Here is a 21547-nt window from a genome sequence, read left to right on the forward strand (position 1 = left end):
GGCGTCGGTGGTGACACCGGCGCCCCTTTTCGCTTGGGCGAAGGTGCGGTGTGCGACACGGATGATCGCGGCGTGGCGCGGAGCCGCGCCCGGAAACCGCCTTCGAGGACCCGCGCCCTCCTCTTCGTCATCCTCGCGAAGGCGGGGATCCATATACGCTGACGTCGCGGTTCTCACGCCGACCCGCGCGTAGGGATCCCCGCCTCCGCGGGGATGACGAAGAGGAGAAAGCGGGGAGGCAAAGACGCTAGCATAGTGTCCGGCATAAGAACGCGCGTCCTACAATGCCTGTGTCGCGCTACTCGCCACCTTGCCCCCATGCCGAAGCAGCCCTGCGTCTACGTCCTCGCGAGCCGGCGGCACGGCACATTGTACATCGGCGTCACCTCGAACCTGCTCGCCCGGATCGCGCAGCATCGCGAAGGATTGATCCCGGGGTTCGCCAGCCGCTACGGAGCGGTGCGGCTGGTCTGGTATGAGACCGCCGACACGATGGAGGCTGCGATCGCGCGCGAGAAACAGCTGAAGAAGTGGAAGCGCGACTGGAAGTTGCGGCTGATCGAGGAGGCGAACCCGGCGTGGTGCGACCTCGCCATCGGCCTCGGCTTCGCCCCCGCGGCCCGCGTGAGCGGCCGTGGCGGCGTGAACGACGAGGGTGACCAATGACCGACACGCACGAGCTCCACACCCACCTGCTCGCCGCGATCGCCGCGGCCGCGGGGCTCGACGCACTGGAGGCGGTGCGGGTCGAGGCGCTCGGCAAGCAGGGGCGGGTCACCGCGCTGCTCAAGACGTTGGGCGCGATGTCGCCCGAGGAGCGCCAGGCGCGCGGCCCCGCGATCCACCAGCTGCGCGAGGCGGTCACCGCCGCGATCGCCGAGCGCAGGGCGGTGCTGGAGCAGGTCGCGCTCGACGCGCAGCTCGCCGGCGAGGCGCTCGACATGACGCTGCCGGTCGACCTGCCCGCGGGCGGCACGGTCCACCCGGTGAGCCAGGTGATGGACGAGCTGGCCGAGATCTTCGCCGACCTCGGCTTCGCCGTCGCCACCGGGCCCGAGATCGAGGACGACTGGCACAATTTCGGCGCGCTCAACATCCCCGAGACCCACCCCGCGCGCGCGATGCAGGACACGTTCTACGTCGCGCGAGGCCAGGGCGACGAGGCCGCGCCGCTGGTGCTGCGCACGCATACCTCGCCGGTGCAGATCCGCACCATGGTGGAGGTCGCGCGCCGCCAGGACGGCGCCGGCGCGCCGATCCGCATCATCGCGCCCGGGCGCGTGTATCGTTCCGACTGGGACGCGACGCACACGCCGATGTTCCACCAGGTCGAGGGACTGGTGATCGACAAGGGAATCACGCTCGGGCACCTCAAATGGACGCTGGAGACCTTTCTCAGGGCCTTCTTCGAGCGCGACGACGTCGTGCTGCGGCTGCGCCCGAGCTACTTCCCCTTCACCGAGCCCTCCGCCGAGGTCGACGTCGGCTTCTCGGTCGAGAAGGGCAAGCGCGTGATCGGCGGCGACGCCACCGGCGACGGGGGGGGCTGGATGGAGGTGCTCGGCAGCGGCATGGTCCACCCGCGCGTGATCGCCAACTGCGGGCTCGACCCGGACGAGTGGCAGGGCTTCGCCTTCGGCTGCGGCATCGACCGGCTGGCGATGCTGAAATACGGCATCGACGACCTGCGCCCGATGTTCGAGGCCGACACCCGCTGGCTGCACCATTACGGCTTCGCCGCGCTCGACGTCCCGACGCTGTCGGGCGGCGTCGGCACCCCCGCCTGACCCTCCTTCAGCTCCGGACGAACCGATGAAATTCACGCTCTCCTGGCTCAAGGACCATCTCGACACGGGCGAGTCGCTCGATTCGATCCTCGCCGCGCTCACCCGCGTCGGGCTGGAGGTGGAGGGGGTCGAGAACCCCGCCGCGCGGCTGGGCGGCTTCCGGGTCGCGCGCGTGCTCACCGCCGCGCCGCACCCCCAGGCGGACAAGCTCCAGGTGCTCACGGTCGAGGCCGGGCCCGACGTCAACGGCGGCGCGCCGCTCCAGGTGGTGTGCGGCGCGCCCAACGCGCGCGCCGGGCTGGTCGGCGTGTTCGGCACCGCGGGTGCGACCGTCCCCGCCAACGGCATGGTGCTGCGCGTCGCCGCGATCCGCGGGGTCGAGTCGAACGGCATGATGTGCTCGTCGCGCGAGCTCGAGCTGGGCGACGACCATGACGGCATCATCGAGCTGCCCGCGGACGCATCGGTCGGCACCGCCTTCGCCGATTATGCCGGGCTGGACGACGCGGTGATCGACGTGTCGGTCACGCCCAATCGGCCCGATTGCATGGGGGTGCGCGGCATCGCGCGCGACCTCGCCGCGGCGGGGCTGGGCACGCTCGTGCCGCTGACCGTGCCGCAGGTCCCGGGCGAGGGCCCCGGCCCCGACGTGCGGGTCGAGGACACCGCGGGCTGTCCCGCCTTCTACGCGCAGGCGGTCTCCGGTCTCAGCAACGGCGAGGCGCCCGAGTGGATGCGCCGCCGCCTGCGCGCGATCGGGCAGAAGCCGATCTCGGCGCTGGTCGACATCACCAACTATCTCACCGTCGACCTCGGCCGCCCGCTGCACGTCTACGACCGCGCCCGCCTGTCGGGCGGGCTCGTCGCGCGCCGGGCGCGCGACGGCGAGAGCGTGGAGGCGCTCAACGGCCGCACCTACGCGCTCGCCGCGGGCATGACCGTGATCGCCGACGACGTCGCGGTGCACGACATCGGCGGTATCATGGGCGGCGCGCACTCGGGCGTGTCGGCGGCGACCACCGACGTCATCATCGAGTGCGCCTATTTCGCGCCCGACGCGATCGCGCGCACCGGCCAGGCACTCGCGCTGACCAGCGACGCGCGCCAGCGGTTCGAGCGCGGCGTCGATCCGGCGTTCCTCGACGACGGGCTCGCGATCGCGGCCTTCCTCGTCCAGGAATATTGCGGCGGCACCGCCAGCGCGGTCACCCGCGCGGGCACGCCGCCGGTGACGATGCCGAGCTATGCCTACGACCCGTCGCGCGCCGCGACGCTCGGCGGCCTCGACGTGCCACCCGAGCGGCAGCGCGCGATCCTCGAGTCGCTCGGCTTCGCCGTCTCGCCCGAGTGGCAGGTCACCCCGCCGACCTGGCGCCCCGACGTCGACGGCGCCGCCGACCTGGTCGAGGAGGTGATCCGGATCGAGGGGCTCGACCATGTCCCCGCGGTGGCGCTGCCGCGCGCGGACGGGGTCGCGCGCCCGACCGCCACCGCCGAGCAGAAGGTCGAGCGCCGCGTCCGCCGCGCCGCCGCGGCGCGCGGGCTGGACGAGGCGGTGACGTGGAGCTTCGTCTCGGAGCGCCACGCCGCGGTGTTCGGCGGGGGCGCCTGGACGCTCGCCAACCCGATCAGCGAGGAGCTCAAGGTGATGCGCCCGTCGCTGCTCCCCGGCCTGCTCGCCGCGGCCGAGCGCAACCTGCGCCAGGGCGCGGAGAGTGTCCGGCTGTTCGAGCTGGGGCGGCGCTATCTCGCGAGGGACGGCGCGCCGCACGAGCGCGCGACGCTCGGCGTGGTGCTCGCGGGCGACCGCCGCGCGCGCGGCTGGCGCGAGGGCAAGGCCGCGGGCTACGATGCCTATGACGCCAAGGCCGAGGCGCTCGCGCTGCTCGCCGCGGCGGGGGCACCGGTCGACAACCTCCAGGTGATGGCCGAGGCGGGCGAGGCCTTCCACCCCGGTCGCTCGGGCACGCTGCGGCTCGGCCCCAAGACGGTGCTGGCGGCGTTCGGCGCGGTTCACCCAGCGGTGTCGCGCGCCTTCGACCTGTCCGGCCCGGTCGCCGCGGTGGAACTCTACCTCGACTCGCTGCCGGCGAGGCGCGGCGCGGGCTTCATGCGCCCGGCCTATGCGCCGCCCGCGCTCCAGCCGGTGCGGCGCGACTTCGCCTTCCTCGCGCCCGCGGCGCTCGCCGCCGAGGCGCTGGCGCGCGCCGCCAGGGGCGCCGACAAGGCCGCGATCGTCCGCGCGCGCGTGTTCGACGTCTTCACCGGCGCGGGCGTGCCCGAGGGGCAGAAGTCGGTCGCGCTGGAGGTGGTGCTCCAGCCGGGCGAGAAGAGTTTCACCGACGCCGAGCTCAAGGCGATCGCCGACAAGGTGGTCGCCGCGGCGGGCAAACTGGGAGCGAGCTTGCGTGGCTGAGTGGATCCGACTCTCGAACGGGGTGCTGGGCGCGGCGATCGACCCGCATGGCGCGCAGCTCTCGTCGCTGACCGACGCCGACGGGCGCGAGCTGATGACCGACGCGGACCCGCGCTTCTGGAACGGGCGCGCGCCGATCCTCTTCCCGGTGGTAGGTGCGCCCTCGGGCGAGACGATCCGCGTCGACGGGGTCGACTATCCGATGCGCAAGCACGGCTTCGCGCGGCGTAGCGACTTCGCGGTGATCGAGGCGACGCCGACCCGCGCGGTGTTCGCGCTGACCGACGATGCCGCGACGCGCGCGCGCTATCCGTTCGCCTTCCGGCTCGAGCTGGCCTTCACGCTCGAGGGCGCGACGCTGGCGATCGAGGCGACCGTCGCGAACCCGGCGGACGTGCCGCTGCCGGCGAGCTTCGGCTTCCACCCCGCCTTCGCCTGGCCGCTGCCTTACGGGCACGCGCGGGCGGATCATCGCATCGTCTTCGCCGAGGACGAGCCCGCGCGGCTGCGCAGCATCGCCGCGGACGGCACGATCGCGGCGGCGACGGTCGAGTCGCCGCTCGACGGCCGCGTGCTGCGGCTCGACGACGCGCTGTTCGCGCACGACGCGCTGGTGTGGGACTCGGTGCGGTCGCAGTCGGTGCGCTACGGCGCGGAGGCAGGCCCGCAGCTGGAGATCGCCTTCCCCGACACGCCGATGCTGGGCATCTGGACCAAGCCGGGGGCCGCCTTCGTCTGCGTCGAGCCGTGGCACGGCATCGCCGATCCCGAGGGCTATGGCGGCGAGTATCGCGACAAGCCCGGCGTGTTCGAGGTGGCACCCGGGGGCGAGAAGCGCATCACGATGAGCGTGACGCTGGTGGGGTGACCGGGGGGGAATGGCGCCTGCGCCCTCCCGCTCTATCAACGTCATCCTGAACTTGTTTCAGGATCCACGGTGCCGCGCTCTTACCGGCGGTGGCTCCTGCCGCGCGGTGGATCCTGAAACGAGTTCAGGATGACGCCGGTGGGAAGGCGGCCGTGACAATCCTGCCGTCGGCGCCACTCAAGCGCTTATCTCACCCAAGTCATGCCGTGCTCCGGCGCACGCCGGAGCCTAGAGCCACGCAACGCTCGTCATTCTCGGCCCCGACCTGCGCCGGAGCGCAGGCGAGCCACGGAACGCCTCAGCCGTCGTAGTCGGCGCCGAGGTTCTGGTTGCGCGGCGGGGCGACCGCGGTGAGGCGCAGCGCCTCGGCCGAGGCGGCCAGGCTGCCGATCGCGTCGGCCTCTTCCTCGTCGTCGATCTGGACGCGCTGCAGGCTCTGCACCACCGATTCGTGGAGCTCGTCGGGCCGGACCGTCTCCTCGGCGATCTCGCGCAGCGCGACCACCGGGTTCTTGTCGCGGTCGCGGTCGATCGTCAGCTCGGCGCCGCCCGACACCTGCCGCGCGCGCTGGGCGGCGAGCAGGACCAGGTCGAAGCGGTTCGGGATCTTGTCGACGCAATCCTCGACGGTGACGCGCGCCATCGCGTATCCTCTTATCGTAGACTTCAGGGAAGAGTGCGCATCTAGTCGAGCCCCGCCCAGCCGTCAAGGAAGCCGCCCGTCGCGCACCGCCGCGCTTGCCCGGCACGCGCCGACCCGGCATCTGGGACGCCATGGACGACGCCCCCGCACAGCCCAGCTTCACCGTGGAGGGCAATCGCCTGACGCTGCTCGACACCGGACCGCGCCGGCTGGAGGGACTGATCGCGCTGATCGACGGTGCGCGCCACTCGCTCCGCGTGCTCTATTATATCTACGCCGACGATTCCTCGGGGCGGCGCGTCAACGCGGCGCTGGCCGCCGCGGCGGGACGCGGCGTGCGCGTGGCGCTGATCGTCGACGGTTTCGGCAGCGACGACGCCGACCCCGCCTTCTTCGCCCCGCTGGAGCAGGCAGGCGTGTCGGTATGCCGCTTCTCGGCGCGCTTCGGGCGGCGCTACCTGCTGCGCAACCACCAGAAGCTCGCGCTCGCCGACGCCGAGACCGCGGACGCGCGGATCATCGTCGGCGGCTTCAACATCGAGGACGATTATTTCGGCACGCCGCGCGAGCAGGCGTGGCGCGACCTCGGGCTGCTGGTCGAGGGCCCCGCCGCGGCGCGGATGGCGGGCTATTTCGACGCGCTGGAACACGGCATCCACGGCGGCGGGCGGGTGCGGCGGCTCAACCGCGCGCTGGCGCGGTGGAGCGAGGACGAGGGCAGACTGCGCTGGCTGATCGGCGGGCCCACCCGCGAGCTGTCACCCTGGGCGCGCGCGATCCGCGACGACATGCGGCGCGCCGCGCGGATCGACGTGATCGCGGGCTATTTCACCCCGAGCCCGACGCTGCTGCGCGCGCTCGACCGCGCCGGTCGCCGTGCCGCAGCGGTGCGCGTCGTCACCGCCTCCAAATCGGACAACAACGTGACGATCGCGGCGGCGCGCTTCACCTACGCGGGCCTGCTGCGCCGCGGGGTGCGCGTGTTCGAATATGCCGCGACCAAGCTGCACACGAAATTGTACGTGGTCGACGACGCCACCTGGATCGGCAGCGCCAACCTCGACATGCGCAGCCTGTTCATCAACCTCGAGCTGATGCTGCGGATCGACGACCCCGCCTTCGCCGCGCACGCGCGCGCCTATGTCGAGGGCGAGATCGCGCAGTCGCACGAGGTGACACCGGAGGCCTATCGCGCCGCGACGGGGTGGTGGCAGCGCGGCAAGCAGTTCGTCGCCTACGCGCTCACCGCGGTGGCCGATCCCGCGATCTCGCGCGGGCTCAACTGGGGGATCGACGAGGGATAGGGTTCGAGGCGGCGGGCGCCGATCGTGCGCCGGCGGGCGCAGGAGCCCATCGTCGGCTCTAGGCCCGCGACTGCCGCGGCGCCTCGCCCTTGAGGAAGCCGACGAAGCGCTCGGTCGCGCCGTCGAGCGCGCGCGCGCTGGCGGCGAGCTCGCCCGCGCTGCCGCGCACCGTCTGCGACAGCGAGGCGGTGGTGCGCACCGCCGCGGCGACCTCGTCGATGCGGCGCTCGATCAGCTCGGCGCCGCTGGCGGTGCGCGCCGCCCCCGCCTCGATCCCGGCGGCGAGCTGGCGCTGGTCCGACACCGAGGCGGCGATGCCGCCCGCCGCGCTCGACACCTGCGCCACCGCCGCGTCGGCGCGCGTCAGCGCCGCGGCGGCGTCCCCCACACCGGCGAAGATCGCGCCGAGCAGCGCGCTGATGCGGTCGCTCGCGCGCGTCGAGTCGGCGGCGAGCGAGCGGACCTCGCCCGCGACCACCGCGAAGCCGCGCCCCGCCTCGCCCGCGCGCGCCGCCTCGATCGTGGCGTTGAGCGCGAGCAGGTTGGTCTTCTCGGCGATGTCGCGGATGTCGCCGACGAGCTGGCCGATCCGCTGGCCGTGCTCCTCCAGCTCGCCGATGCGGCCGACGCCGCTGCCCGCCGCCGCCTGCGCGACCTCGGTGAGCGCGCTCTGCTGCTCGGCCGAGTCGGCGATGGCGCGGATCGAGCCGCCCAGGTCGCGGATCGAGTCGGCGACGTGGCGGATCTGCGCGGTCGCCTCGACCGCCTCGGTCGCCACCGCCGCGGCCTGCGTGCCCGCGCCCGCGGCGAGATCGTCGAGCGCGATCGACGAGCGCTCGAGCTGAGTCGCGGCGGCGCCGATCGCGCGCACCACCTGCGCCACCGAACCCTCGAACGCCTCGGCCACCGCGACCAGTTCGTCGCGCCGTCGCGACGCCGCGTCCTGCTCGACGCCGCGGACGCGCGCGCGCTCGGCCGCGGCCGCGTCCTCGGCGGCGCGCACCTGGCGCAGCGCCTCGGTCGCGGTCGCGCGCGCCTGCTCGGCCGCGGCGCGCGCCTCGTCCGCCTCCGCGACCAGCGCCCGACCGCCCTCGATCGACAGGCGCTGGCGCTCGAGCAGCCGCTCCAGCACGACCGTCACCAGCCACAGCACCGCCGCCTGCATCACCACCGCGAGCGCGTGGACCAGGACGCGCCCGAGTCGCCCGTCACCCGCGAACACCCAGGCCGGGGCGAACCACTCGAGCAGCAGGTGGTGGAGCGCGATCAGCCCGGCGGCGAAGACGATCGGCCGCCAGTCGCACAGCACCACCAGCGCGGCGAGCGCGACGAAGAAGAACATGTGCCCGTCCATCTGCCAGGGATGGCCCTCCAGCACATAGACCAGCAGCGCGGGCGCGGTGGCGGCGAGCGTGCCCGCGATCGTGCGCGCCTGCGCGTCGGTGCGCCCCCTGATGGCCAGCCATGTCGGCGCCGCGGTCAGCGCGATCCCGGCGCCGAGCAGGAGCGGGTCGACCGCGCCGGTCAGCGCGAGCTGGATCACCGCCACCGCGGCGAGCGCGACCCAGCCGAGCGCGACGAGCAGCCGCATGCCGGCGAGCCGCATCTGCTCGAGGGTCAGCGTGTCGAGCGCGCGCCAGCCGATCACCGTCATGCCGTGACTCCGATGTCATCGCCGCACAGCGGGGAGGGCGCGGCGAGCAGCAGCGCGTCGCCCAGGCGAAGCCGCGCCTTGATCCGGTCGCGCGCGCCGCGCACCACCAGGCTCCGCCCCGGCCCGCGCCCGACCAGCCGCGCGTCGGCGGCGAGCGCGGCCGAGGCGAGCGCGCCCGGCGCCGCGGCGATCGGTACCACCAGCAGCGTCCCCTGCGCCGGCGGCCGCAGCGCCAGCACCAGCAGCACCGCCGCGAACAGCGCGCCGTGGAGCAGCAGCGGGAGCGGGAGACGACGCGTCATGCCGCTAGTCTAAGCGCCGCTGGTTAACGCGTCGTTTCTCTCACATAGGTTAGGCGCGCTACGCCGCCACCCGCCGCAGCCCGCGCGTGCGCCCATAAGCGAGATAGAACAGCAGCCCCGCCGCGTTCCACAGCAGGAAGCGCGTGATCGTCGCGCTCGGCAGGCTCCACAGCAGGTAGAGGCAGCCCAGGATGGCGAGCGTCCCGACCAGATGAGGCAGCGGACAGCGGAACAGCCGCGGCGCGTCGGGCGCGATGCGACGCAGCACCATCAGGCACGCGCCCGCGGCGATGAAGGCGAGCAGCGTCCCCGCGTTGGCGAGCTCGGCGATCTCGTCGAGCCGGAACAGCCCCGCCACCACCGCGATCGCCACCCCGGTCAGCAGCGTGATCCGGGTCGGCGCGCCGCTGCGCGCGCTCACCGTGGCGAGCCCGCGCGGCAGCAGCCCGTCGCGCGCCATCACGAAGAAGATGCGGCTCTGCCCGTACATCATCACCAAGATCACCGAGGGCAGCGCGATCACCGCGGCCAGCGCGATCAGGTGGCCGGCGAGCGGCTGGCCGAGCGAGCGCAGCACGAGGGCGAGCGGCTCGGGCGAGTTCGCCAGCCGGGTGAACGGCAGCGCCCCGATCGCCGCGACCGCGACCGCCATGTAGATCGCGGTGCACATCAGCATCGAGCCGACGATGCCGATCGTCAGGTCGCGCCCCGGCCGCTTCGCTTCCTCGGCCGAGGTCGCGACCGCGTCGAAGCCGTAGAAGGCGAAGAAGACGATCGCCGCCGCCGCCATCACGCCGCGCTTGTGCCCGCCGCTCTCCGCCGCGGCGAAGCCGTAGGGCATGAAGGGGTGGAGGTTGGCGGGATCGAACGCGGGGAGCGCGAAGACGATGAACACCGCCAGCGCGGCGAGCTTCACCACCACCAGCACGATGTTGAGCGTCGCGCTCTCGCGCGTGCCCATGACCAGCAGCCCCATCACGGCGAGCGCCACCGCGACCGCGGGCAGGTTGACGATGCCACCGCCGTGCGGCCCGGCAAGCAACGCCGGCGGCAGCGTCACGCCCGCCGACTGGATCCAGCCGACGAGATAGCCCGACCAGCCGACCGCCACGGTCGAGCAGGCGAGCGAATATTCGAGGATCAGGCTCCACCCCACCACCCAGGCCGCGGTCTCGCCCAGCGCGGCGTAGCTGAACGTGTACGCGCCGCCCGCGGCGGGGATCATCGTCGCGAGCTCGGCATAGGCGAGCGCGGCGCAGGCGCAGACCGCGCCGGCGATGGCGAAGGCGAGGATCACCGCGGGGCCGGCGCGCTCGGCGCCGACGCCGGTGAGCGTGTAGATGCCGGTGCCGACGATCGCGCCCACGCCCAGCGCGATCAGGTGCGGCCAGGAGAGCGTCTTGGCGAGCGCGCGGCCCTCCTCGTGCCGGGTGACGTCGGCGAGTGACTTGCGCTGGCCCAGCATGCGGTTCGTTCTCCTACGCGGGTGGGTGCGGCGGGCGGCGGCGCGGGTGGTTCGGCCCTTCTGCCGCCGCGCAAGCCTGCCAAGGGGGTGAGGCGCCTCCACCCTGTCGGCCTTCCCGTCCGTCATCCCGGACTTGGTCCGGGATCCACCGTTCCGCATGTCCTGACAGCGTTGCTCTCGCGGCCGGGTGGATCCCGGACCAAGTCCGGGATGACGGCAGATGATGCCGGTTCGATCCTCGCGACGTTGGAAGGTGCCCGGCCGCGGGCCGGAGACCAGACTGCCTTCCGCGATGATCCGCGCTGAGCGTCGCCGCCCCGCTCACGTCACCTGGAACCCGGCCCAGAACGGGTCGTCGCGGTCGATCCAGATCGTGTTGAAGCCGGTCGCCACCGCCGATCCCTCGATCGAGGGGATGATCGCGGGCACGTCGCCCAGCGTCGTCGTCGACTCGACGCGGCCGACGAAGCGGCTGCCGATATAGCTCTCGTGGACGAAGCGGTCGCCTACCGCGAGGTCGCCGCGGTCGGCGAGATGCGCCAGCCGCGCCGAGGTGCCGGTGCCGCAGGGCGAGCGGTCGATCGCTTTGTCGCCGTAGAACACTGCGTTGCGCCCGTCGGCGTCGTTCCCGCGCGGGCGGTCGGCCCAGAGCACGTGGCTCACCCCGCGGATCGTCGGGTCGAGCGGGTGGATCGGCTCGACCTTGTCGCGCACCGCCGCGCGCACCAGCCGCGACGCCGCGACCAGCCGGTCCGCCCCCATCGCGTCGAGCCCCGCATAGCGCCCCTGCGGCTCGACGATCGCGTAGTAATTGCCGCCATAAGCGACGTCGACGCGGAGCCGCCCGAGCTCGGCCACCTCCACCTCCACCCCCCGCGCCGCGACATAGCTCGGCACGTTGGTGATCCGCACCGAGGTCACCTTCTCGCCCACCACCGCATAGGCGATGTCGATCACGCCGGCTGGCACCTCGACCTTGAGCCGCCCCGGTGTCGCCGGCTGGATCAGCCCGTGCTCCAGCCCGAAGGTGATCATCCCGATCGTGCCGTGCCCGCACATCGGCAGACAGCCGCTCGTCTCGATGAACAGGATGCCGACATCGGCGTCGGCGGTGGTGGGCGGGTAGAGGAAGCCGCCCGACATCATGTCGTGCCCGCGCGGCTCGAAGCAGAGCCCGGTGCGGATCCAGTCGTAGCGCGCGAGGAAATCCTGCCGGCGCTCGGACATGGAGGCGCCGCGCAGCAGCGGCGCGCCCCCGGCGACGAGCCGCACCGGGTTGCCCGCGGTATGGCCGTCGACGCAGAAGAAGGTGTGGCGCATCGGCCGAGGCTATCAGGCGGCGGCGGGCAGCGACAGCGTCGGGCGAGTCGCCGCGGCGCGCTCCACCATCGCGATCACCTCGGCGCGGCGCTCCCCGGTGAGGACATAGCGCGGCGGCAGCACGCGCTCCGAGCCGCGCCCCATCACCTGCTCGGCGAGCTTGATCGACTGCACCAGGTCATGCTCCGCGTCGAGGTGGAGCAAGGGCATGAACCAGCGGTAGATCTCGATCGCCTTGGCGTGATCGCCGCGCTCGAACGCCGCGACCAGCTCGACCGACTCCTTGGGGAAGGCGTTGGTCAGCCCCGAGACCCAGCCCTGCGCGCCGAGGTACAGCCCTTCCAAGGCGACGTCGTCGAGCCCCGCGAACAGCACGTAGCGGTCGCCGAAGTCGTTGCGGAAGTCGGTGAAGCGGCGCGTGTCGGGCGCCGACTCCTTCACCGCGACGATGTTCTCCACCGGCACCAGCTGCTCGAGCACGTGGCGGTCGATCACGGTGCGATAGGCCGGCGGGTTGTTGTACAGCATGATCGGCAGCGCGGTCTGCTCCGCCACGCCGCGGAAATGCGCCACCAGCTCGTCGGGCTTGGGGACATAGACCATCGGCGGCAGCAGCATCAGCCCGTCCGCCCCGGCCCTCTCCGCCGCCTGGGCGTAGCGCGCCGCGCGACGCGTGTCATATTCCGAGACGCCGGTGATCACCGGCACGCGCCCGTCGACCACCTCGACGATGGCGGAGAGCACCGCGACCTTCTCGTCATAGTCGAGCGAGTTGTTCTCGCCCACCGTGCCGAGCGCGATGACCCCGGTGACGCCGTCGCGGATCAGCTCGTCGACCACGCGCTGCGTGTCCGACAGGTCGAGCGTGAGGTCCTCGCGCACCTGGGTCGTCACCGCCGGGAACACGCCCTTCCAACCGATCGCCATCGTCGACACCGCCTTCTCATTCTCTCTGGTCATAATCGTATACTAAACAGATCGCGCCGGCGCAACCTGTCTGACTACTCCTCGTCCGGGTAAGGCCCCCGGCCGCCGTCGCGGATCAGCTGGTCGACGCGGCGGTCGATCTCGCCCACCGGCACCGAGCCGAGCGCCAGCACCGCGTCGTGGAAGGCCTTGACGTTGAACTTGGGGCCGAGCGCCTGCTCGGCGCGCGCGCGAGCGCGCTGGATCGCGAGCTGTCCGGTGTAATAGCTCAGCGCCTGCCCCGGCCAGGCGATGTAGCGGTCGACCTCGGTGGTCACCTCGTGGTCGGACAAAGCGGTGTTGTCGCGCAGATAGGCCTGGGCGCGCTCGCGGCTCCAGCCCATCGCGTGGATCCCGGTATCGACCACCAGCCGCGACGCGCGCCACGCCTGGTAGCTGAGCATGCCGAACAGGTCGTAGGGCGTGTCGTACATCCCCATCTCCTCGCCCAGCGTCTCGCAGTAGAGCGCCCAGCCCTCGCCGTAGACGGAGAGATAGGTGTCGCGGCGGAACGGCGGCAGGTCCTTGTTCTCGGCGGCGAGCGGCATCTGGAAGGCGTGCCCGGGCGCGCTCTCGTGGAGCGTCAGCGCGGGCATGGCGTACAGCGAGCGCGCGGGCAGGTCATAGGTGTTGACCAGATACACCCCCGGCCCGCCGCGCCCGGCGGTGTAGAAGGGGGCGACGTCGGCGGGCACCGGCTTGATCGCGAAGCGGCTGCGCGGCAGCCGGCCGAAATAGCGCGCCGCCTTGCCGTCGAAGGTCTTGGCGATCCACGCCGCGCGGTCGAGCAGCTGCTGCGGGGTCGTCGCGTAGAAGCGCGGGTCGGTACGCAGGAAGGTGAGGAAGGCGGGGAGATCGCCCTGGAACTTCACCTGCGCCATCACCTGCAGCATGCGCGCGCGGATCTTGGCGACCTCGGCGAGCCCGATCGCGTGGACCTGCTCGGGGGTCTGCGGCAGCGTCGTATATTCCGCCACCTTCGACTGATAATAGGCCTTGCCGTCGGGCAGGTCATAGGCCGCCAACGACGTGCGCGCGCCCGGGATATAGTCCTCGCGGAGGAAGGCGAGCAGCCGGCGGTGCGCGGGCAGCACCGAGTCGCGGATCGCGGCCTCGCCGGCGCGGCGCAGCGCGGCCTGGGTCGCGGCCGGGATCTGCCGCGGCATGGTGGCGAAGGGCGCGTAGAAGGGATTGTCCGCGATCGACCTGGCCTCGACCACCTGCGCCACGCCGATGTCGCGCCCAGCCAGCGTCACCTTGGGCGGGGTGAAGCCGCGCTTGAGCCCGGCGCGCATCTGGGCGATCTGCTGGTCGAAGTAGCGCGGCAGCTCGCCCAGCATCGATAGATAGGCGCGATATTCCTTCTCGTTCGCCAGCGGGTCGCGCGCCGCGGCGGCGACGTCGCCCCAGAAGCTGGTGTCGGCGGTGAGCGGCTTCTCATAGTCGCGGAAGCGCTGCTCGGCGAGGAGCGCGTCGATCTGCTGGCGATAGACCGCGTAATTGACCTGCTCCGCGGGCGAGAGATCGGTGGGGCGGATCGCGCGCAGCCGCGCCGCGGTGTCCTCCCAGCGCTTCAATCGCGCCGCCTGCGCCGCGGGGCCGACGTCGGGCAGGTGCGCGCGCGCCTCGCGGCGGCTGTCCTCGTCGGCGGCGAACTGCTGCTGGCGCCAGCTATATTCGTCGGTGTAGAGCGTCCGCAGCGTCGCGTCGGCGCCTCCCGCCCCAGGCGCGGCGCTCGCCGGCACCGCCGCCGCCACCGCCGCCGCCACCGCCCATGTCATCGTCGCGCCCAGCAGCGCCGCCCATAGATGCCTCACTCAACCTCCCCGATCGCGATGATGTCGGCGTAGAGCGCGGCCGGCACCAGCACACCCTCTTTCTCGCTCCGCGCGCGCGCCGCGTAGCGCCTCGCCGAGGGCAGCCGCGCGCCCTGGTCCTCGATCGCGGCGAACAGCGCCTCGGCGCGCGCGAGCTGCCCGGCCGCGGCGGCACCCAGGAAGCCGGCGGGATCGAGCGCGACGATCAGCTCGCCCCCGCGCGGCGAGGCGCCACGGCCGGCGTCGGCGGCGAGCGACTCGGCGCTGGTCATCTCGCCGATCAGCGGCCCGGCGAGCAGCTCGACCATCGCCGCCAGCGCGGAGCCCTTGTGCCCGCCGAAGGTGCGCATCGCGCCCGCCAGCACCGCGGCGGCGTCGGTGCTGGGTCGCCCCTCGGCGTCATAGCCCCAGTCGTCCGGGATCGCGCGGCCGGCTCGGCGGTGCAGCTCGATCTCGCCGCGCGCCACCGCGCTGGTGGCGAGGTCGAACACGAACGGGTGCCCATCGGGGCGCGGCCAGCCGAAGGCGATCGGGTTGGTGCCGAACACCGGGCGCGTGCCCCCCGCGGGCGCGACCCAGGCGTGGCTCGGCGTCATCGCCAGCGCGACCAGCCCCGCCGCGGCGAGCGCCTCGACCTCGGGCCACAGCGCGGCGAAATGCACCACGTTCGTCAGAGCCAGCGCGGCGATGCCGCTCGCGCGCGCCTTCGCCTCCAGCAGCGGGCGACCCGCGGCGAAGGCGAGCTGCGCGAAGCCACCGCCGCCGTCGACCCGCACCAGCGCGGCGGCGGGCTCGCTCACCCGCGGCACCGCGTCGCGCGCGACGGCGCCGCCGCGCAGGCTGTGCGCCGCGACGAGCAGGCGGTAGACTCCGTGGCTGGCGCAGCCGTCGCGCTCGCCCGCCACCATCGTCTCGGCCACCGCCTCGGCGTGCGCGGGCGCCAGCCCCACCGCGCGCAGCGTCCGCCGCGCCAGGTCGCGCACCTCGTCGAGCGTCAGCCGGACGCCGTCGCTCACGCCGCCGTGCCCGCGCGCGCGGTATAGAGGCGGACGCCGAACACCGGCCCCGCGGTGCTGCGGTCGTGCGGCAGGAACTTGACGCGCACCGACTGCTTGCCCGCGGTGAGCCCCGGCGGCAGCGAATAGTCGCGGTCGATGAAGGCGCCGGGCCGGTCGTCCTCGAGATGCTGCGTGGCGACCTTCACGTTATCCACCAGGATGTCGAAGTCGCGCGCGCGCTCGCCGCCCCAGTAGGTCGCCTGGAGCACCAGCGGGCCGGGCCGCACCGTCATCGTGAACTCGATATAGCCGCCCGAGCGCGCGTCGCGTCCCTGCCGGCCGCGATAGGTCACCGGGTAGCTCAGCTCGCTCGTCAGGCGATGGTCGCGCTCGGGCTGCATCTCGCCGAGGAACATGACGTCGACCGAACGCGCCGCCAGGTCGCGCAGCCGCGCCTGCTCGGCGGTGTAAGCGGACTCCGCCTCGGCCCAGCCCGCGTCGGTGAAGCGCTTGAAATAGACCGCGCTGCGCCGGCGGTACTGGCGATAGAAGGGGACGAAGTCGATGTCGCCCGGCCGCACCACCCCGCGCGTGGCGTAGCGCCCGGCGGCGGCGTCGCTCACCGCGAAACCGGCGAGCACGTCGGCGCCGACGAGCGCCGGGTCGGCGCCGTCCCAGGTGCGCTCGGCCGGTCCGAGGTCGGCGGCGAGCACCATCGGCCCGCGCAGCACCGCGATCGTGTCGGGGTCGCCCGGCGCGCTCTCGGTGCGCAGCGCGAGCGGCAGCGTCAGCGCGATCGTGTCGCCCGCCGTCCAGCGCCGCTCCACGATCGCGTAGCCGCGCGCGCGCGTGGGCGTGACGGGCTCGCCGTTGACCGCCACGCGCGCGCCGTCCCCCGCCCAGCCGGGCACGCGCAGCGCGACCGGGAAGGTACCGCCGCGCAGCTCGGTGAAGCGCAGCGCCACCTCGCCCTCGTACGGGTAGCGCGTGGCCAGCGCGACCCTGCCGCGTCGAGTCGCCCAGCGCGCCTCGGCGGGGATGTAGAGGTTGACGTAGAAGGTGCCGTCGTCGCCCTCCCAGAAGATCGACTCGCCGTGCTTGGCATGGCTCTCCATCCCCGAGCCGACGCAGCACCAGAACGCGTCGTCCTTGGTGGTCGAGTAATCGCGCGCCGCGCCGCTCAGCAGCGGGGTCATGTAGGTGAAGCCGCCGGTCGCCGGGTCCTGCGCGCTCATGACATGGTTGAGGTGGGCGCGCTCGTAGAAGTCGAACAGCGCGCCGTCGGGCTGCCACGACCAGAGGTGCCGCGTCAGCTTGAGCATGTTGTAGGTGTTGCAATGCTCGCAGGTCTGCTCGGTGACGTGCTGCGCGACCGCGTCGGGCTGGAAGAAATACTCGCGGTCGGCGTTGCCGCCGATCGCGTAGCTGTGATGCCGCGTCACGCGGTCGAAGAAGAAGCGCGCCGCCTCGGCCTTGGCGGGATCGCCGCCGCTCACCTCGTGGATCCGCGCGAGCCCGACCAGCTTGGGCACCTGCGTGTTGGCGTGGAAGTTGGCGAGCCTGTCCTCCCCCGCGGCGAGCGGGTCGAGCACGCGATGGTCGTAGAACAGGCGCGCCATGCGCAGCCAGCGCGGGTCGCCGGTGCGCGCGTAGAGCTCGGCGTAGCTGTCGTTCATGCCGCCATATTCGCAGCCGAGCACCTCCTCCAGCCGCGCCGCGTCGAGCGCGGTGAACACGCGCTCGAAATAGCCCGCGAGCCCGGTGGCGACGCGCAGCGCTTGCGCGTTGCCCCAGGCGGCATGGACGTCGAGCAGCCCCGCGAACAGCTTGTGGACGGTGTACATCGGCGACCAGGCGCCGTTGAGGTCGAACCCGCCCGACCTGATCTCGCCGCGCACGATCTCGGGGAAGATCTCCTCGCCGTCGACGATCGTGCCGTCCTTCCGCTTGCGCCCGAGCGCGCCGACATAGCCGGTACCGCGCCTGGCCTGCACGATGGCCAGCTCGCCGACGATGTAATCGGCGCGGCGGCGCAGCTCCGCGTCGCCGGTCTGCTCCCAGCCGAGCGCGAGCGCGCTGAGATAATGGCCGAGCGTGTGGCCCGCGATCGTGTCGCTCTCCCAGCCGCCGTAGACCTCCCCCTTGGCGGGCAGGCCGGCATAGGTGCGGAAATGGTGGAGCAGCCGATCGGGGTCGAGCCGGTGGAGATAGGCGCGGTTGACCTCGACCGCGGTGTGATAGTCGGAGGGGGCGAGGCGCACGTCGGCGAGCGGCAGCGGGCGCGCGCGGACGACGCGCGCCCCGGCGGTAGCGGCGGACGCGGTGACCGGCAGCAGCGCGAGCGGCGCCAGCGTCGCGGCGCCCGCCATCAGGTCGCGGCGGGTCGTGCTCGGCATGGTCTCTCCTCGTCAGCGGTTTGGGTGGCGCGAGAGGAGTGTGTCACGGAGTGGCGACGGGCGCAATATATCGTATACTAATAACGCTCTTCTCGTGATCGCTCTCGATGCCTCTGAGATCCTCCCCGCTCGCGATAAGGGAGACCAGCCGCAGGCTGGTGGAGGGGGAAGTCCGAAGGCGCTGCGCTCCGGGGAGAGCCCCCTCCACCACCGGCCTGCGGCCGGCGGTCCCCCTCCCCGCCATGCGGGGAGGATTTCCTCACCTCCCCGCCCGTCCCTCATGCCCCGGCGCTCAGTGGACCCACTCGCTCTCGCCGCGCAGCGCGGCGCCGATCAGCGCGAAGAAGGCCCGGCTCCCCGCGCTCGACTCCACGTCCCATTCCGGATGCCACTGCACCGCCAGCACCTCGGCGCCGCACCCCGGCGCGGCGACCGCCTCGATCACGCCGTCGTCGCTCGCGCGCGCCTCGACGCGCAGCCCGCCGCCGAGCCGGTCGATCGCCTGCTCGTGGACCGAGTGGACCGTCAGCCGCCGCTCCCCCGTCGCGCGCGCCAGCCGCCCCTCGGGCGCGAGGCGGACGTCGTGGCGCAGCGCGAACAGCTCGGCATAGTCGCGCTGCGCCCAGCTCCCGCCGCGCAGGTGGCGGCCGCGGCACGGCTCGGCCGAGAGCGAGCCGCCGAACAGCACGTTGATCTCCTGCAAACCGCGGCAGATGCCGAACACCGGCTTGCCCGCGGCGATCATCGCGTCGGCGAGCGACAGCGCCACCTCGTCGCGCTCGAGGTCGAGCGCCTCGGGCGGGAGCGGCAGCGAGGAGCCGTAGCGCGCCGGCGCCACGTGCGAGCGCGATCCCGTCAGCAGCAGCCCGTCGAGCGGCGCGGCGAGCGCGGCGGCGTCGTTCGCGCCGGTGAGCGCGGGCACCAGCAGCACGGTCGCGCCCGATACCGCGGCGAGCGGGCGGACGAAGCGGCTCGCCACCGCCTGCACCGGGCGATGCGCCACCTCGTTGCAGCAGAGCACCCCGATCAGCGGCCGCCGCGACGCCATCCTCAGTCCCCCGCCAGCCCGTCGCGCCAGCGCTCGCCGTCGGCGGGCGCGAGCACGCGCGCGACCGGCTGCGCCACGGTGCGTCCCGGCGGCACGTCCTCCAGCAGCCAGACGTTGCCGCCGATCATCGCGCCGCGACCGATCGTCACGCGGCCGAGGATCGTCGCGCCGGCGTAGATCACCACGTCGTCCTCGACGATCGGGTGGCGCGCATAGCGCTCGCGCGGGCGGTCGAGCGCGTCGCACAAGGGCGTGCGCGCGCCGAGCGTGACGTGCTGGTAGAGCCGCACCCGCTCGCCGACGATCGCGGTCTCGCCGATGACGACGCCGGTACCGTGGTCGATGAAGAAATGCGCGCCGATCGTCGCGCCGGGGTGGATGTCGACCCCGGTGCGCTCGTTGGCAATCTCCGAGATCAGCCGCGCGGTGATCGGCGCGCCGAGCTGGTAGAGCGGGTGCGCGATGCGATGGTGCAGGCTCGCGATCGCGCCCGGGTAGCAGACCAGGATCTCGTCCGCGCTGCGCGCCGCGGGGTCGCCGAGGAACGCGGCGGCGACGTCGCTGTCGATCAGCCGGCGCACCTCGCCGAGCGTGGCGAGGAACAGCCGGACGATCGCCGCGGCCTGCCCGGGATCGAAGGTGCCGCTGCGCGCCTCGGCCTGCCAATAGGCCAGCTCGGCGCCGATCTCGCGCTCCAGCTCGCCCGCGGCGGCGAGCAGTTTGGCGGCGACGAAGCCGTCCTCGTCGCCCGCTCCGCCGCGATACTGGCCGAGTCGCCGCGGGAACAGCGCGGCGGCGAGTGTCTCGACCACGCGCTCCAGCGCGGGGCGCGACGGGAAGGAGCGCGCCTCCTCGGACGGGTGGCCGGCACGCCAGTCGTCGCGCGCGGTGCGCAGCGCCCGCACCGCCGCCGCGATCGCCGAGCCCTCGTCCGCCTCGCTCGCAGCCACACCGCTCATCCCGCGCCCCTCGTCAGCCCGTCCGAGCCCGAGGTCATACTCTACCAAGCTAGGGGATGATCCAAGCATTTCTTGCGCGGCGAGGAGCTTGGCGCGCACCCGGCGTCAGGCGCGCTGCAGCGCGCGGGCGCGGCGGCGCTGGACCGAGCTGCCGATCCCCATCGCCTCGCGATATTTCGCCACGGTGCGGCGCGCGATCCCGAACCCCTTGGCCTCGAGCAGCTCCACCAGAGTGTCGTCGGACAGAATCGTGTCGCCCTCGCCCGCGATCAGCGCGCGGATCGCGCTCCTCACCGCCTCGGCCGAGACCGCGTCGCCGCCGTCCGCCGCGGCGATCGCCGAGGTGAAGAAATACTTCAGCTCGAACAGCCCGCGCGCGCAGCTGAGATATTTGTTGCTGGTGACGCGGCTCACGGTCGACTCGTGCAGCTCGATCGCGTCCGCCACCTGGCGCAGCGTCAGCGGGCGCAAATGCGCGACGCCGTGGAGGAAGAAGGCCTCCTGCTGGCGCACGATCTCGGTCGCCACCTTGATGATCGTGCGCTGGCGCTGGTCGAGCGCCTTGACCAGCCAGTTGGCGCTGGCGAGCTTCTCGGCGAGCCAGGTCTTGCCCGCGCGGTCCTGCGCCCCGCCGGCGAGCTCGGCATAATAGCTCTTGTTGACCAGCACGCGCGGCAGCGTCGCGGCGTTGAGCTCGATCGCCCAGCCGCCGCGCGCGCGGGTCACGTTGAGGTCGGGGATCACCGGCGCGGGCGGGTCGCCGCCGTAGCGGAAGCCGGGCTTGGGATCATAGCCGCGCAGCTCGCGGATCATGTCCGCCATGTCCTCGTCGTCGGCGCGGCAGATCTTCCTGAGCCGCGCCAGCTCGCCGCGCGCGAGCAGGTCGAGGTGGTCGAGCAGCCGCGCCATCATGGGGTCGTAGCGGTCCGCGTCGCGCGCCTGGATCGCGAGACACTCGGCGAGGTCGCGCGCGCCCACCCCGGTCGGCTCGAAGCGCTGGATCGCGGCGAGCACCGCCTCGACCTGAGCGAGCGGCACGCCGAGCCGCTGCGCCACGTCGAGCAGGTCCGCGCGGAGGTAGCCGGCCTCGTCGATCTGGTCGATCAGCGCGCGCGCGACGAAGAGGTCGGCGTCGTCGAAGCTCGCGCCCGCCTGGGCGAGCAGCACGTCGGCGAGGCTCTCGCTGGTGTCGGCGAAGCTGTCGAAGTCGATCGCCTCGCCGCTGCCGCTGCTCCCGGCGCCGATCTCGCCGATCCGCTCGGCCGCGGACTCGCTGGGGCCGTCGTCGAACCGCTCGGCGGCGATGTCGACGTCGAGCGACTCGCCCGCGCCCTCGCCCGCCATCACCAGCTCGTCGGCCCCCGCAGGCTCGTCGCGCGGCGCCTCGGTGGCGTCTGGCACGGCGGTGGGCGCGTCCTCGGCGGGCGCGCTCGACTCGAGCAGCGGGTTGCGCTCGATCTCCTCGGCGATCACGCCCTCGATCTCGAGGTTGCTCAGCGCCAGCAGCTTGATCGCCTGCTGGAGCTGCGGCGTCATCACCAGCGACTGCGACTGGCGCAGGTCGAGGCGCGGCGCGAGACTCACCGGGCGGGTCCGCGGCGCGT

General features: G+C 73.0%; 17 protein-coding genes. 5 read left to right on the plus strand and 12 right to left on the minus strand.

Annotated features, from left to right (window positions below; translation table 11 throughout):
* Nucleotides 1–318: 318 nt before the first annotated feature.
* The 4 genes from KZ813_RS11225 to KZ813_RS11240 are packed head-to-tail and all read left to right on the plus strand — an operon-like array spanning nucleotide 319 to nucleotide 5071.
* A complete protein-coding gene (locus KZ813_RS11225) occupies nucleotides 319–666 on the plus strand; it encodes a GIY-YIG nuclease family protein (protein WP_219755063.1) in 348 nt (115 codons plus the stop codon).
* Nucleotides 663–1787 carry a phenylalanine--tRNA ligase subunit alpha gene (gene pheS, locus KZ813_RS11230; RefSeq protein WP_219755064.1) on the plus strand — a complete coding sequence of 375 codons (1125 nt, stop codon included), beginning with the start codon at nucleotides 663–665 and terminating at the stop codon, nucleotides 1785–1787. The genes KZ813_RS11225 and pheS overlap by 4 nt, the downstream gene beginning before the upstream one ends.
* 25 nt (nucleotides 1788–1812) lie before the next feature.
* Nucleotides 1813–4203 (plus strand): phenylalanine--tRNA ligase subunit beta, encoded by a 2391-nt coding sequence (gene pheT, locus KZ813_RS11235; protein WP_219755065.1) that lies wholly within the window; start codon nucleotides 1813–1815, stop codon nucleotides 4201–4203.
* The gene (locus tag KZ813_RS11240; RefSeq protein WP_219755066.1) at nucleotides 4196–5071 is read left to right on the plus strand and encodes an aldose 1-epimerase family protein; all 876 of its coding nucleotides are present in this window, start codon (nucleotides 4196–4198) and stop codon (nucleotides 5069–5071) included. Before pheT ends, KZ813_RS11240 begins: the two co-directional genes overlap by 8 nt.
* A gap of 298 nt (nucleotides 5072–5369) precedes the next feature.
* Here KZ813_RS11240 and rpoZ read toward each other — a convergent pair whose 3' ends face one another.
* Nucleotides 5370–5714: a DNA-directed RNA polymerase subunit omega gene (gene rpoZ, locus KZ813_RS11245; RefSeq protein ID WP_219755067.1), complete on the minus strand. Its 345-nt coding sequence runs from the start codon at nucleotides 5712–5714 to the stop codon at nucleotides 5370–5372.
* Between the two features lie 131 nt (nucleotides 5715–5845).
* Between rpoZ and KZ813_RS11250 the strand changes: the two genes are divergently transcribed.
* Nucleotides 5846–7018 carry a phospholipase D-like domain-containing protein gene (locus KZ813_RS11250; protein WP_219755068.1) on the plus strand — a complete coding sequence of 391 codons (1173 nt, stop codon included), beginning with the start codon at nucleotides 5846–5848 and terminating at the stop codon, nucleotides 7016–7018.
* Between the two features lie 58 nt (nucleotides 7019–7076).
* On the opposite strand, the gene KZ813_RS11255 is transcribed toward KZ813_RS11250, so the two are convergent.
* From KZ813_RS11255 to rpoN, 11 genes are all read right to left on the minus strand, one after another.
* Nucleotides 7077–8672: a methyl-accepting chemotaxis protein gene (locus KZ813_RS11255; protein WP_219755069.1), complete on the minus strand. Its 1596-nt coding sequence runs from the start codon at nucleotides 8670–8672 to the stop codon at nucleotides 7077–7079.
* Nucleotides 8669–8974, minus strand: coding sequence for a hypothetical protein (locus KZ813_RS11260; RefSeq protein ID WP_219755070.1), 306 nt, complete (start codon nucleotides 8972–8974; stop codon nucleotides 8669–8671). The genes KZ813_RS11255 and KZ813_RS11260 overlap by 4 nt, the downstream gene beginning before the upstream one ends.
* 58 nt (nucleotides 8975–9032) lie before the next feature.
* Complete coding sequence (locus tag KZ813_RS11265) at nucleotides 9033–10439, minus strand: amino acid permease (RefSeq protein ID WP_219755071.1); 1407 nt, start codon at nucleotides 10437–10439, stop codon at nucleotides 9033–9035.
* 321 nt (nucleotides 10440–10760) lie between these two features.
* Nucleotides 10761–11759 (minus strand): 4-hydroxyproline epimerase, encoded by a 999-nt coding sequence (locus KZ813_RS11270; RefSeq protein WP_219755072.1) that lies wholly within the window; start codon nucleotides 11757–11759, stop codon nucleotides 10761–10763.
* Between the two features lie 12 nt (nucleotides 11760–11771).
* On the minus strand, nucleotides 11772–12686 hold the full coding sequence (locus tag KZ813_RS11275) for a dihydrodipicolinate synthase family protein (protein WP_219755151.1): 915 nt from the start codon (nucleotides 12684–12686) through the stop codon (nucleotides 11772–11774).
* Between the two features lie 74 nt (nucleotides 12687–12760).
* Nucleotides 12761–14506, minus strand: a complete 1746-nt coding sequence (locus KZ813_RS11280; RefSeq protein ID WP_219755152.1) for a DUF885 domain-containing protein — start codon at nucleotides 14504–14506, stop codon at nucleotides 12761–12763.
* 32 nt (nucleotides 14507–14538) lie between these two features.
* Nucleotides 14539–15558 carry an Ldh family oxidoreductase gene (locus KZ813_RS11285; RefSeq protein ID WP_219755073.1) on the minus strand — a complete coding sequence of 340 codons (1020 nt, stop codon included), beginning with the start codon at nucleotides 15556–15558 and terminating at the stop codon, nucleotides 14539–14541.
* Nucleotides 15555–17936: a glycoside hydrolase family 127 protein gene (locus KZ813_RS11290; RefSeq protein WP_258046658.1), complete on the minus strand. Its 2382-nt coding sequence runs from the start codon at nucleotides 17934–17936 to the stop codon at nucleotides 15555–15557. Before KZ813_RS11290 ends, KZ813_RS11285 begins: the two co-directional genes overlap by 4 nt.
* Nucleotides 17937–18228: 292 nt before the next feature.
* Entirely contained in the window at nucleotides 18229–18984 is a 756-nt protein-coding gene (locus KZ813_RS11295) for a gamma-glutamyl-gamma-aminobutyrate hydrolase family protein (RefSeq protein ID WP_219755074.1), read from the minus strand.
* A gap of 2 nt (nucleotides 18985–18986) precedes the next feature.
* Nucleotides 18987–19943 (minus strand): serine O-acetyltransferase EpsC, encoded by a 957-nt coding sequence (gene epsC, locus KZ813_RS11300; RefSeq protein WP_219755075.1) that lies wholly within the window; start codon nucleotides 19941–19943, stop codon nucleotides 18987–18989.
* Between the two features lie 105 nt (nucleotides 19944–20048).
* Nucleotides 20049–21527 (minus strand): RNA polymerase factor sigma-54, encoded by a 1479-nt coding sequence (gene rpoN, locus KZ813_RS11305; RefSeq protein ID WP_219755076.1) that lies wholly within the window; start codon nucleotides 21525–21527, stop codon nucleotides 20049–20051.
* Nucleotides 21528–21547: the final 20 nt, after the last annotated feature.

Source organism: Sphingomonas folli (assembly GCF_019429525.1).
Taxonomy (GTDB): domain Bacteria; phylum Pseudomonadota; class Alphaproteobacteria; order Sphingomonadales; family Sphingomonadaceae; genus Sphingomonas; species Sphingomonas folii.